10 protein-coding genes and 1 pseudogene are annotated in these 12,902 nt (G+C 31.6%); 4 read left to right on the top strand and 7 right to left on the bottom strand.

The features are described 5' to 3' along the window. Window positions 1-1,782 (bottom strand): BspA family leucine-rich repeat surface protein (locus IAE51_RS10380; RefSeq protein ID WP_200095357.1); only part of this gene is annotated, 1,782 nt, incomplete at its 3' end. A 260-nt stretch (window positions 1,783-2,042) separates the two neighbouring features. On the opposite strand from IAE51_RS10380, the gene IAE51_RS10375 reads away from it, so the two are divergent. Beyond that, a complete protein-coding gene (locus tag IAE51_RS10375) occupies window positions 2,043-2,858 on the top strand; it encodes an Rgg/GadR/MutR family transcriptional regulator (protein WP_200095355.1) in 816 nt (271 codons plus the stop codon). Between the two features lie 122 nt (window positions 2,859-2,980). Here the strand turns inward: IAE51_RS10375 and IAE51_RS10370 are convergent, their stop codons facing one another. The 3 genes from IAE51_RS10370 to IAE51_RS10360 form a co-directional block, all read right to left on the bottom strand. Further along, on the bottom strand, window positions 2,981-3,238 hold the full coding sequence (locus IAE51_RS10370) for a SemiSWEET family transporter (protein WP_200095353.1): 258 nt from the start codon (window positions 3,236-3,238) through the stop codon (window positions 2,981-2,983). Between the two features lie 38 nt (window positions 3,239-3,276). Next, window positions 3,277-3,879, bottom strand: a complete 603-nt coding sequence (locus IAE51_RS10365; protein ID WP_200095351.1) for a DUF1269 domain-containing protein — start codon at window positions 3,877-3,879, stop codon at window positions 3,277-3,279. A gap of 652 nt (window positions 3,880-4,531) precedes the next feature. Further along, on the bottom strand, window positions 4,532-5,995 hold the full coding sequence (locus tag IAE51_RS10360; protein WP_200095349.1) for a helix-turn-helix domain-containing protein: 1,464 nt from the start codon (window positions 5,993-5,995) through the stop codon (window positions 4,532-4,534). 156 nt (window positions 5,996-6,151) lie between these two features. On the opposite strand from IAE51_RS10360, the pseudogene IAE51_RS10355 reads away from it, so the two are divergent. Continuing rightward, a pseudogene (locus tag IAE51_RS10355) lies at window positions 6,152-7,308 on the top strand (IS3 family transposase). 113 nt (window positions 7,309-7,421) lie between these two features. On the opposite strand, the gene IAE51_RS10350 reads toward IAE51_RS10355, so the two are convergent. From IAE51_RS10350 to IAE51_RS12240, 3 genes are all read right to left on the bottom strand, one after another. Then, a complete protein-coding gene (locus IAE51_RS10350) occupies window positions 7,422-7,646 on the bottom strand; it encodes a hypothetical protein (RefSeq protein ID WP_200095347.1) in 225 nt (74 codons plus the stop codon). A 141-nt stretch (window positions 7,647-7,787) separates the two neighbouring features. Then, window positions 7,788-8,288, bottom strand: coding sequence for a hypothetical protein (locus IAE51_RS10345; protein WP_200095345.1), 501 nt, complete (start codon window positions 8,286-8,288; stop codon window positions 7,788-7,790). 60 nt (window positions 8,289-8,348) lie between these two features. Next, entirely contained in the window at window positions 8,349-10,418 is a 2,070-nt protein-coding gene (locus tag IAE51_RS12240; RefSeq protein WP_233611060.1) for a MucBP domain-containing protein, read from the bottom strand. A 357-nt stretch (window positions 10,419-10,775) separates the two neighbouring features. On the opposite strand from IAE51_RS12240, the gene IAE51_RS10335 reads away from it, so the two are divergent. Then, on the top strand, window positions 10,776-11,849 hold the full coding sequence (locus tag IAE51_RS10335; RefSeq protein ID WP_200095343.1) for a DUF4352 domain-containing protein: 1,074 nt from the start codon (window positions 10,776-10,778) through the stop codon (window positions 11,847-11,849). Next, window positions 11,849-12,895 (top strand): hypothetical protein, encoded by a 1,047-nt coding sequence (locus IAE51_RS10330; protein WP_200095341.1) that lies wholly within the window; start codon window positions 11,849-11,851, stop codon window positions 12,893-12,895. The genes IAE51_RS10335 and IAE51_RS10330 overlap by 1 nt, the downstream gene beginning before the upstream one ends. Window positions 12,896-12,902: the final 7 nt, after the last annotated feature.

The following is a 12,902-nucleotide window of genomic DNA, read 5'->3' as shown; positions in this document are numbered from 1 at the left end:
TTTAAAGTCTACAGGATTACCATCTTTATCAACGGCTGAATCAAAGTTATCTTCAGCTCTCCAAGTATCTCCTACATAGATTGTAGAATCGTGTACATTCACAGCAGTTTGTTTATCCTTAACCGTTACTTTAGCAGTACTTGTCATACCATCATAGCTGTAGGTAACCTCATAAACTCCTGCCTTTGATGTATCCATTTTACTTGAATCGACGGTAATATCTTTAAAGTCTACAGGATTACCATCTTTATCAACGGCTGAATCAAAGTTATCTTCAGCTCTCCAAGTATCTCCTACATAGATTGTAGAATCGTGTACATTCACAACTGCATGAGACATTTGCCAAACATAAGTATCGTCATCTTTAGAACCGTCATAATTTTTTTCCAATTCTAGTGATGTCCAAACATTACTTCCTTTTGGTCTGTCTTTTGTACCTGATCCCACGTTTATCCATTTACCTGTATGTGGTAAACCACTAGAAGGTTCAGGAAGAGCCGAATCTAGAGAGAAACTGGTATTTTTTCCGAGTTTTAAAGTGTTGAGGCTAATATCTCCTTCAAAAAAAGAAGTTATTGATGTGACATTTGTCATATTCCAATTTGATAAATCTAATTCATTAATACGAGAGAGAGATCTAAATGTCTTATCCATTTGAGTGGCTGATTGAGTATTCCAATTTGAAACGTCTAAGGAAGAGACCGAAGCTCCGTTAAACATCTCTGACATATCCACAACATTCGAGGTATCCCAATTTGTGACATTCAATATTGTTGCTTTTGAATGATTGAATATCCCATACATATTTTTAACGTTGCTTGTATTCCAATTTGTAACATCTAGCGTAGGAGTTGCATTGCCTCCAAACATATTTTCCATTGATATAACATTGCTAGTGTTCCATTTTGATATATCTAATGTTTTTAGTGCGGTTGTTTTGATAAAAAGAGAAGTCATATCTGTAACGTTTGAGGTATCCCAATCTGAGATACCATCAATACTTATTAAATTGCTATCTCCACTAAACATGCTTGCTAATGTAGTTACATTACTTGTATTGAATGAACTTAAATCCAAGGTGGATAACATAGTATCATTAACAAACATTGCCTCAAGAGTGGTCATACCTATTGTATTAACATTTTCTAATCCCTCTATTTCTGTTAAATTAGGAAGGTTACAAAATATTTGTCTAGCAGTAGGGACATTTATAGTTTCAGGGCTAGTGAGCTCGAGAGGTCCTAGTATAATAATTTTTTTTACCAGGTTCGATTCATCATGCCAAGGAACAAATCCTTCAGCGACTATTTTCCCACCACTCAGCGTCAACGTGCCATCTTTAGACAATTCACATGATACATTATCAATTTTTCCACTATAACTGCCATCCTCGTTCTTAATCATAGGTCCAGGAACATCTTGTGAAGAAGTGCTTGTAGAACTTTCTTTATGATTTGTCGTCGAAGTAATACCAGTTGACCCTGCTTTACTCTGTTTATTTAGTGCTATATTTGTTTTTTTACTATTTAGACCAGTAGATATTTGATTTGTGGCAGATGAACTTTTAAAAATTGGTGTTTCCGTAGATTGCTGAGTTGAAGTTGATCTGTTATCTTCAATTGAACTTGAAGATAAGATGTTAGAATCTTTCAAGCCATTATTAGTAGTTAATTGATTAGAAGTGGATGATTCACTTATACTGTCAGCAACTGCCTCTATAGCAGGGGTAGCAGAACTCAATAGAATTATCAATAAAGCAATGCTTGTAGATTTTTTTTTCATTAGGTTTCCTTTTCAAAATAAAGTAAATTTTATAACTTATATGTTATAATCACATTAAGTCATAAAATCTAATGATAATATGAATTGAAAATTTTACTTTCTTCTAGAAAATGTATTTAATCTTTTCATATTTTGATTATATACATAATATACTACAAAAAAGCTATCATATTCTCGTTGTTCCAGAAATGTAATTATATATTCTATCGTTTCATTTCTGGAACAATCAATATAATCAAAGTAAATTTAGGAGTAAAAAAATGATATATAAAAAATATGGTCAGATTTTCAAAAAAATTCGTAAGCAGAGAAAGATTTCTTTATCCGAATTTTCTGCTATTGGAATTTCAAAGCCTACATTATCAAGGTTTGAGCGTTCTGAAACTATGATGAGTTTTGATAAGGTCGTACAAGCTTTACAATTTATGGGGATTAGTCTGGAGGAATACGAGTACCTTCTCAACGACTTCTATCCCAACGAACCTGAAATTTTATTAAGAGAACTTGAAGTAGCAACAATAAAAAATGATAAAAAAGAGCTTAATAGGTTGTGTAAAGAAACAACTATTGATTACCCATATATTGCCATTTCTGCAAAATCCAGATTAATTGGTCTCTCTCAAAATGAAATAGAGACAATTACTTCGTATCTTTATGATATAAAAGTTTGGAATTTGACTGAATTATGGATTCTTTACTTTACTATGGATTATTTAAATACCAAAGATATACTGTATTTAATCGACTTGTTCTTAAGTGATACTAATAAAATTTTCAATTCTCCTAAACATCTATCTATCTTAACGCAATCATGTTGTCAGGCGGTGATTATTTTATCTAGCAGAGGGTATAAAGAATACGGGGAATACATACTTGGCAAAATTGATTCCTTTAATTTAATTAATTCGATGAATTTAAGAAATCTTTATAATTTTTCTAGAGGTTATTGGAAGTATAAATTTACAGATAAAGAAGATGGAAATAGATTGATGCTCAATGCCTTAGATATTTTCTTTTCAATTAGCACAATTGATATTGCTAATTTTTATCAAAAACAATATGACTCATTTATTTAAAAATATTCTTTTAATTGTTCTTTAATCAAGATATAAAAAAATCTCCGTTATATTCGGGAGATTTTTTTATATCTTGATTAAATGAATTTAGCTTTGATAATTTTATAGTATATTCAAGGCCCTTAGATAGATGTCACAAACGTGACTAGACCCAAAAATATGCCAGGCACATTCGCCACGATAATTGCAATATCTTTTTCCTTTTTTAGTGAAGCGTACAAGGTCCAGACTATACAATTGACCATAGCAACAAAAGGTTGAATGGGATTACCCTGCTGTCCATTTAAATTACTCATAATTTGTGGAACGTAAGAAACATACATACACACAGACATAATTGAGGCAATTCTTCCAATTTTATCAATATTTTTTTTATCCATAGTTACCTTTTTCGTTACAATACATAATATGATGAATTTTATTTTTTATTATGAGAGAACCTATCTTTAAGTTTTTTTACTTTTTCATTAGTTTTTTCTCTGAACTCTTCTTTCTTTTGCTCTTTAATTCTTTTTTTGGCCTCAGTTTCTGAAAGTTCTAGAGCTTTTTCAGCAATAATAACCTTTTGTTGTACTGAAGATAGACTTTCTCTAGAAACATGAGAAGCATCATTTTTAAAGAGATAATGATCTAATAATGAAACGTTATCTTCTTGGATTAATAAAATCAAAACGGTTCCATTTAATTCTAGATTATCAGTAATTTCTCTCACGGTATCTACTTTATTTGACAATTCTTCATCATCAGTGATGTCTCCAATTATCATCCCAAGACTTCCACCAAAAAGCATTCCAAGAGGTCCACCAATTACACCTAACAAGCTTCCTAATAAACCACCCATTGCCCAATTTTTATTTGGAGTTTCATAATCAAATCCGTCTTTAGCAATTATTGAGCCATTTTGTTTTTCAATTATTCCTGCGGTAATTATATTGAAAGACAAATTATTAGATTTTAATTCTGAAAGAACCTCATAAGTTTTTTCTTTGCTTTTGAAATTAATAGTTACGACATTTTCCATTTTTATCTCTCCTTTATAAGAAATTTAATATATTATAAACTTTTATTATGAAATTGTCTAGTAAAAAATTCATTTAGACATATTAGAAATTACGATGGTTTTTTATTGTATTTTTGGTAATACAAAAAATCATCGTCTTTATAAATCCCTTTCGATAGAATTCAAATTCTACACATATAAAAAGTAACTGAGACTGCATTTAACTATCAGTAGTAAACAAATAAATTTTATTACTCTAATAGATTAATACAACTTATTTATTTTTTAATTTTAATTGGACTTAAATTTATAATGGTTACCATCTAAAACGGTTCCAAAGAGTTAAGAATGTTTCACTTTCTACAGCTTAAATTAAATCTAATGAAGAAAAATTTAGTTATGTTCATACAAGTATAGTATCCCACATCATTTTAGTTATTGCAAGCGCTATCACTTTTTTTTATTGAAAATGCTATTTTTTTGTTATCAAGATTAAGAATATTTTATTTAAGAATTGGTACTTACTATTGGTTTTTATATTATTTAAATCATAATCCATAATCTGCTATCTCAGATTAGTTGTTTCAGTAAATCGCTACTAAGCAATCTCTTTTTGAACTATTTTTATTTCATCGAGATTCATCTATTTTCTACTATTGTTTTATAATACTATTTATTCTTTACTCATGAAGGTTTTTAAAATATACATTTGGAGTTCTGACCAAGCATTTTTGTTATTAATAGAGTCTAAGTAAAAAACTTTATCATTGTATTTCAAATCCTCAAATGTATCTGTGATAATCATATTCGCTTTTTCTATATCATTAGTAATTTTTATCCTCTCTGAATTAAATGTTTGTCTAAGTTTAAACTCAATATATTGACTTGAGGAAAGATCGTTTGCCATCTCTAAAAAAATTATAAGATTACTTTTTTTAGAGATGTTATTAAAAGAATATAAAATACGTTTAACAACTTCTTTTTGATTATCTCCTAACTCGATCGCTGAAGTATTTAACCAGTATTCGTTTACCTCATTTTCTTTACTGTCCAAATATGGTAGATGATCGGAAGCAATTAACTTATTAAATTCTATTACTGTATCTTCCATAAGATAACTCGAAATAATAGCCATATTTAAGATGTAACTCATCAGAAAATAACTTTCTTCATTATTTTCGTTATAAGTAAACTGTTCTTTCAATATTTCATTAACTTGTTGACAATAAGGATGATTATAATGAATTAAAAATTTTCCTAACTTAATTTTATTTTTTTTTGATATCATATCTGAATTGGATATTGAAAGTAAGAATGTAAAATAATATACTTCAACTTCTGAGAAGATTGTTTGAGAAAGAGCATCTTTGTATGATTTATCCTCCATATTATCTAAAGAAAATTGAGTAAAAAGAACTTTAAAAAGGTCTTTCTGCACATTAGAATCATACTGATTTATTCCATGATTCCCACGGATCCTCGTATAAAAAATGGCGAAGAGATAATAAACCGAGTATTTTTTTGCTTGAGTCTTGTACTTGAGGCGTACCATATCACTAACTTTAACCTTTTTTTTCACTTCATCTAAAGATATTATTGTATATGGCCATTCTATATTTCTGAAAGTTTGACTTAAAATTAAAAATGAAAAAATTCTAATATGTAACTCATTACCAGTAATAGCATATACTCCTTTCTTCACTTCGACATTTAAATTAAACCTCCTTAGATATCTCCTTAACCTATATAAAATCTTGTCGAGATAAGGTGCTGAAATAAATAAAGTATTCTTAATTTCAATTGCAGACATTGATACATTAGTTATTAAAAGTACACAAAACTTGAAAGGAATGCTATCTTTCAGAAGCGATAATTTCATTTTATTGACAGAATCGAGCCCCTCACTCAAATATTTTGAGTTTATTTTTACTACTCCAAAATTACTTGATTCAATAAAATCTTGCTTTCCAAAGCGATTTAAAAACTGATTATTAATGTCTAATATGGTTCTCTTCACAATACTTTTTGGAAAAGAAAAGAATTCAGAAATCTCTTTAATAGAGGTTTCACTCCTTCCTAAAACATAATATAGTATTTTTATTTGTCGTTGCATGAGTTTCGATAGTAGTTCTTCCATTAATAAACTCTCCTAATTTATTATTTAATTACATTATACCTACTTAATTCTTTTTACTAAACTGATATACACTCATCTTGGAGCTATACTATAAAAGTAGACACAAATACGTGTGTTATAATCTGTCTAGGAAGACACAAAAATGAAAGGACTTTTATGTCAGGATTTAAACGTTACGACGAGGACTTTAAACAATCTCTCGTCAACCTCTACCAAACAGGTAAAACTCAAGCCGAACTCTGTAAAGATTATGGTGTCTCCACTTCTGCACTCGCAAAATGGATCAAGCAGTATTCTCAAGTTCGACTTGAAGATAATACAGTATTGACCGCCAAACAGATTCAAGAATTACAAAAGCGTAATGCACAATTAGAAGAGGAAAATCTTATCTTAAAAAAAGCGAGTGCCATATTCATGCAAAACTCCAAGTAAGATTAAAAGCCGTCTTTCGACTCCGATTTGAACACACGACAGTTATGCTCTGTCGTGTTTTACATGTCAATCGTTCCACCTACTATAACTTCATTAACAAGAAGCCTTCAAAGCGTGAAATAGAAAATCAAGGCTTGAGAAAGTTACTCCTTGAAATTTATATGAAAGCCAAGAAAAGAATTGGAACGAGAGCTTTTAAAATCATCCTTCTGCGTGATTATGGCATCAATATTTCTGAAGGGCGTATCTTACGACTTCTCAACTCTATGACACTCCCTAAAATGTCAACGATTAAACCTCGTTTTAAATCAAACCACTCTCCCATATTTTCTTCTGATAATCTACTGAAACAAGAATTTAACCCTAAGTCCCTAATCAAGTGTGGACAACCGACTTCACTTATATTTCTATAGGATCTAGACGACATGTTTATCTCTGCGCCATTCTTGATCTCTACTCTAGAAAATGTATCGCTTGGAAAGTAAGCGATCGAATTGATGCTAAGCTCGCCTGTGACACTTTAGAGATTGCTCTAAACAAGAGAAAACCTAAAGAACCAATCATTTTTCATTCGGATCAAGGAAGTCAATTTAAATCAGCTTCCTTTAGAAAGCTATTAGATGAGCATCAGTTGCTTGCTTCTTACTCCAAACCTGGATATCCTTATGATAATGCCGTGACTGAGGTCTTTTTTAAGTACCTTAAACAACGCGAAATTAACCGAATAACTTATCATTCAATCCAAGAAGTACAACTCTCTTGCTTTGAATATATCGAACAATTTTATAACAATTATAATCCTCATTCTGCCAACAATGGTTTAACTCCAAATCAGAAGGAAGAGAACTATTTTAAGAAAAGATAGCTCATTTTGTGTCTAAATATTTGACATTAGTCCAACTTTCCATTTCCTTAACTTAATGACATTTATACTCTGATGTCCTTTTTTGAACTGGCAAATAAAATACACGTGAAATAATAATTCCACGTGTATTTATATTTTTTCTTGAATCCAATGTCTGTCAGAAATACCAAATTTCCCAACTGCATATTTTTCCGCAGCTAACCATATAGCTAAATGTTCCGAAAGCATCATTCGAGCTGAATCATCTGGAAACATTTCTTGAAGAAGTAAAAATCTCCTTTGACATTCTCTCTCATAGGCTTGTTGAATATCTAAAATACTTTTTGAACGTTCTAAATCTTCTTTGTAAGTCATTTCCAATTCCATTTTATATTTTCAAATTAAGTAGAATCAATCCTCAGAAACCAAAATATAAGTTAAAACTTATTGAATGTTTCTGAATTTGTTCAAGTTTAGCTTTTATTTTATCTTCAGCTTTTTCTAAAGCTCCATATATCAAAGTTCATTTTTATTCATCGTTTTTATCTTCTTTTCTTCGTAGTGTATTTTCCAAAATATAAAAGATAAAACTAAAAAAATTGAACAAGAAATTTTAAGAAAACTCAAAAGGATATCTTCATAAATAAGTTTATTTCCTCCCATGAAAACTCCAATAAGATTCCTAAACCCTGACAGAAAAGAGAAGAGGGAAAGAGTCAAGAGATAAATTTCCCACCCAAAAGAATTCTTGTGGGCTAATTGAGAAAAAGCAATCCATGATACCAGACACAATACAAGTGATATGATAGTAAAAGTAACTAAAATCATGCTCTGTATGCCAAAGGTAATTGTCATATTTGTTTCATTTCCACCTAATGCTGCAATTTGTTCATTTGTGTTATTTAAAAATTGTTGGTCTTTAATCATTGATAAAAAATCAAATAAAAAAGCAAAGACAACAACAATACTATTTAAGATTACTCCAATTAACGCTGTTAATCTATATTTGGGCATCATTTAACTCCTCATCCATCCACTATAATGATACTTAATTTTTTTATCATCTTTGTATGATAATTAATTCCTAAATTTTTTTACACCTAAAAGAGTTGTAATAAGTGAGATTACTAGAAATATAAAACCTATATAGACATTTATCAATGCCATTTTTTCACTCTCACCAGTTTCAGGTAAAGCATCCTTTGCTGATAAAGCTATCCCTTCATGATGAGTCTCTTCTTTATACTTGGTTTTATTATCTGTTTTTGATTCAGGAATAACTTTGGATTTTGTGTAGACATAAATTACTGTCTGAGCTTGATTAGTGAATTGACCGGATATGTTTCCTTGAACTTCTTTAAATGTATAACTTGCAATCTCTTTTTGTTCTGTACTATAGTCCTCGCCAATATTTCCCGATTTCACAATATCCTTAGAAATGGAATTTCCATCTGTATCAACGTATTTCGCTGTCACGTCGCCTCCTGAAATGGGATTCTTCGTGTAGATATAAGTCACAGTCTGAGCCTGATTGGTGAATTGACCAGATACGTTTCCTTGAACTTCTTTAAGTGTATAACCTGCAATCTCTTTTTGTTCTGTACTATAGTCATCACCGACATTACCCGATTTCACAATATCCTCAGAAATGGAATTTCCATCTGTATCAACGTATTTCGCTATCACGTCACCTCCTGAAATGGGATTCTTCGTGTAGATATAATTCACAGTCTGAGCCTGATTAGTGAATTGACCAGATACGTTTCCTTGAACTTCTTTAAATGTATAACCTGCAATCTCTTTTTGTTCCGTGCTATAGTCATCACCGACATTACCCGATTTCACAATATCTTCTGAAATCTTGCTGCCTTTAGTGTCTATATATTTAGCCGTTACGTCCGCTCCTTTTACAGGCTCTAATCTTTGAAAAACGTACATATCAGACATTGTATTACCATCATAGTTTGCCATTAAATCATAAGAAGTATAAATGAAATTACCTTTAGGGTTATTAACTGTTCCCTCTCCAACATTCTGCCATTTATTAGTGTGTTTATCCGTATCACCAATATCATCCATGATGGAATTACCAGGGGTCGAAACAAAATACTTCCCTAAGCTTAACTCGAAATTATCTGCTGAATAGCCCGCACCGACATTAAGATTCAACATATCTGTCATTTCTGTAACATTTCTTGTATCAAAATTAGACAAATTTAGTTTTGCTAAAGAAGAGCAGTCATAGAACATCCCGTACATATTTGTGACATTACTTGTATTAAAATGGCTCACATCAATCGCTTTTAGATTTGTACATTCATCAAACATCAAATCCATACCTGTGACATTACTTGTATCAAAGTTAGAAATATTGACTGAGGATAAACTGCTGGCTCTACTAAACATCTGCCCCATGTAGGTTACTTTTGAAGTATCAAAATTAGATAAATCTAATGTTGTTAAAGAGCTACAATCTTGAAACATGTTTCCAACATCCGTAGCACCAGATGTATTTAAGTTCGCTATGTCCAGAGAAAGTAGTGAAGAGCAACCAAGAAACATACTTCTTAAATTATACTTTGTTCCAAATGTCAAGTTCCCTAGTCCAGTAATGATTTTCAAATTATCCATGCTAGCAAAAAAATAACTTGAGGCATCTCCATCTGTAAAGGTTAAACTTCCATCAATGTTAATATTAGAAACCATGCTCGAATCCATATTACTTCTTCTCATCCATCCCGCTAATGTCGCTCCTTGTCCACTACCAAGATAGGTCACCACACCACTACCTATAGTCAGAGTACCTGTTGTTAAATCTAAACTTATTGGAGCAGTACCACATGATCCTTGGACGGTAGGTTCATTATTTTTTTGAAGAATATTGGAACTCTCACTATCAGAAGCATCTTGAGAGATTACTTTTTTCTCATCACTAGTCTGCTTATCCTTCATATAAACAGCAGAGGGTAACATGTTTCCATCATCTGGACTAGACAATGGCAAAGTTTGATTTTCTGAGTCTAGTATATTACCTTCAACATTTCCTGTAGTTTCCTGTGCAAAAGCAAAACTAGGTGCTAAGTAAGAACCCAATAAAACTCCTGTTGTTAACAAAACTGTTGCTTTTTTTACTCTTTTATTATTCATACCTTTAATTAAAACATAAATTAAACGATTATTGAAATATTATCTCGAAGTATATTTTTGTTTCACTTATAATAAGGACAAAACGAAAATTCTGAAATCAAATAAGTTAGGAGGCTTTCTAAAATTTCTGTCGGAATTTCCCGTAAAATGAGAATTTTTGTTTTAAATATTCTTATATATATTTCTAATACTGATGAACTTAAAATCTGTTTTTTTATTTCATAAATTATAAAATGTTTCTTTTGTCTATGATTAAATTGACTTTTGCTACAAACTTAACTATAATTAACCTTGTAGTAACAAAAGAACTGATAGTTTTTGTAATGCTACTACGTAAAAGGTTAGGAGAATACTTATATGAAAATCAAACAAACCCTTGCTCTCTGTGGTACTGCACTGCTCTCTGTAGGTTTACTTGCATCTTGTGGGACTAAGACATCAGTTCCCGCCAAAATTGATGTTAAGTCAGGGACTTATGTTCTTGAGAGCGGAAAAACAGCAGAATCAGGAGAAGGATGGCTTGCTCTTAATGTCGGAATTAAAAATACCTCTGGTAGTACAATGAATGGTATTTATGATGGCAGTTTTAAGCTCTACGACAGTAAAGGGAATCAACTCAGTACCGAATCTGTCTACGGTAATGACAACTCAAAATTCAAGACACTACAGGCAGGAAATCTCTCACCAGATAAAACTCTTGATGGTTATATTGCATTTCAAGTTGATAAGGGTGAAAAATATGAACTTCATTTCTCACCAATGCCATCAGGAGCTGATAAGAAACCTGATGATATTGTAGTGAAAGTAGATACGAGCAAGTATAAAGATCCAACAAAAGAATTAACGACGCTTGCCCAGAGTTATGTGGATAGTGTATTTCTAGGCAAAACTGGTGTGAAGTCGGAATTGACCAATGATTTAACCAAAGCTCACAATGATTTTAATACCCTTTTTAGCAAAAAATTTCCTCAAGAGTCCGAAATACAAGATTATTACACTCCATCACAAGCAGAGTTGGGTAAGATCGTCACAAGCTTTGAGGCTGAAAATGCTAAACGAGGCAAGGTTGAATATGGTATCTCTGAAATGTTTCCTGACTATGCGGTTGTGACTGTTAGTCCAACAGTCCTCAAATTTTCTGATGTCAATGCAGACTCTATCATGGAAACTTGGGAAAATCAAAACGAAGGCAAATTTGATGATTATGATGCTGCGATGACGGCTGCTAGCAAATATCTTGTACAAAATATTTCTCAAAAATTTGCAAATACACCAACCAGTCAACCAAGTAACATGAATAAAGGTGGTGAAAAGCTAATTTTGACTAAGGAAAAGTCAGGAAAATGGACCGTCGATGATAAGGATTCAGACAAAAATTATGATTTCAAAAATATCCAATCAGATTTCATGGGTGGCATGGATAATTACTAATGAAAAGGATTATATCAATTAAGAGACCTTTTCCTCTGATAATTGTCATTAGTTGTTTTCTTGGCATTGTAGGGTCAGCATTTTTTTATCATCGGAGTCTTCCAGATTATGCAGCAATGAACGCTGCTAAGGCTATAAAAACGGATAATTTTAATAGATTTTTGAAATTTGTCCCCGAATTCTCAAATCATCAAAAAATAACCAAGTCAGAATTTGACAAATTTGTGAGAGCTAAGAAAAAAACAACAGTTGAAAAAATTAAGAAAGATTTACTTAATAAAGAAAGTTTTAAGGAAATTTCTCAAGGTTTTTTTGGAATTCATCAATTTTTACCTATTGCTCGACAGATTGACCTGACGACAGAAGATGATGCGAGCACTCTAACGTTAGCAGGGGAGCACCTCAAGACAGGAGAGCATGCAGGACCTTTTATTCCTGCCTACTATAAAATAGACTATAAGTTGACTTCTCCAGAGTATGGTAAAATAGCCAAAACAGCAAGTATTGACCTGATAAACCAGGACGGTATCCTCGATATTCAGGAAAAGACAAATTTTTTGATGGAAAAAAATGTTCAAGAGGGTTTTTTGAATCTTTATACAGGGTACATTCAGTCTTTTGCGAACTGCATCAATAATGATTTTGATTTTAATAAGCTGGACAATACAAGCAACACATGGTCTCAATCGTTAAATGACTATTATGGGATTCTCAAAAATGAGATTGAAAGTTATAAGGAAAGTTTTCAGACCATTATAATAAATACTGAATCGATGAAAATGGACAATGATAATAGGGTTGAATTTGATGCCTATGTAGATATTAAAATCGGCATACAAGTTAAAGGAAAAACCACTGAACTGGACAATCGCTCCAATGTTACAGTTACAGCAATTTTTGATAACGACCTGAATCAATGGGTTATTGATAATGAAAACTGGGAAGTAAGCAGTGAAAATCCAAAAGTTTGGGTGCATAAAATAAAAAAAGTTTTGGATAAACCGATCATTGCGAGCTGGTCAACTACAAGTTTTGATTCAGTATGAATAATTT

Source organism: Lactococcus sp. S64 (assembly GCF_016516525.1).
Taxonomy (GTDB): Bacteria; Bacillota; Bacilli; order Lactobacillales; family Streptococcaceae; genus Lactococcus; species Lactococcus lactis.
Note: the sequence above shows the minus strand (reverse complement) of the source record. Positions and strands in the feature narration are given on the sequence as shown.

Coding starts and splice junctions, on each gene's coding strand:
- IAE51_RS10375 (WP_200095355.1), top strand. CDS start 2,043: ATGATATATAAAAAATATGGTCAGATTTTCAAAAAAATTCGTAAGCAG.
- IAE51_RS10370 (WP_200095353.1), bottom strand. CDS start 3,238: ATGGATAAAAAAAATATTGATAAAATTGGAAGAATTGCCTCAATTATG.
- IAE51_RS10365 (WP_200095351.1), bottom strand. CDS start 3,879: ATGGAAAATGTCGTAACTATTAATTTCAAAAGCAAAGAAAAAACTTAT.
- IAE51_RS10360 (WP_200095349.1), bottom strand. CDS start 5,995: ATGGAAGAACTACTATCGAAACTCATGCAACGACAAATAAAAATACTA.
- IAE51_RS10350 (WP_200095347.1), bottom strand. CDS start 7,646: ATGACTTACAAAGAAGATTTAGAACGTTCAAAAAGTATTTTAGATATT.
- IAE51_RS10345 (WP_200095345.1), bottom strand. CDS start 8,288: ATGATGCCCAAATATAGATTAACAGCGTTAATTGGAGTAATCTTAAAT.
- IAE51_RS12240 (WP_233611060.1), bottom strand. CDS start 10,418: ATGAATAATAAAAGAGTAAAAAAAGCAACAGTTTTGTTAACAACAGGA.
- IAE51_RS10335 (WP_200095343.1), top strand. CDS start 10,776: ATGAAAATCAAACAAACCCTTGCTCTCTGTGGTACTGCACTGCTCTCT.
- IAE51_RS10330 (WP_200095341.1), top strand. CDS start 11,849: ATGAAAAGGATTATATCAATTAAGAGACCTTTTCCTCTGATAATTGTC.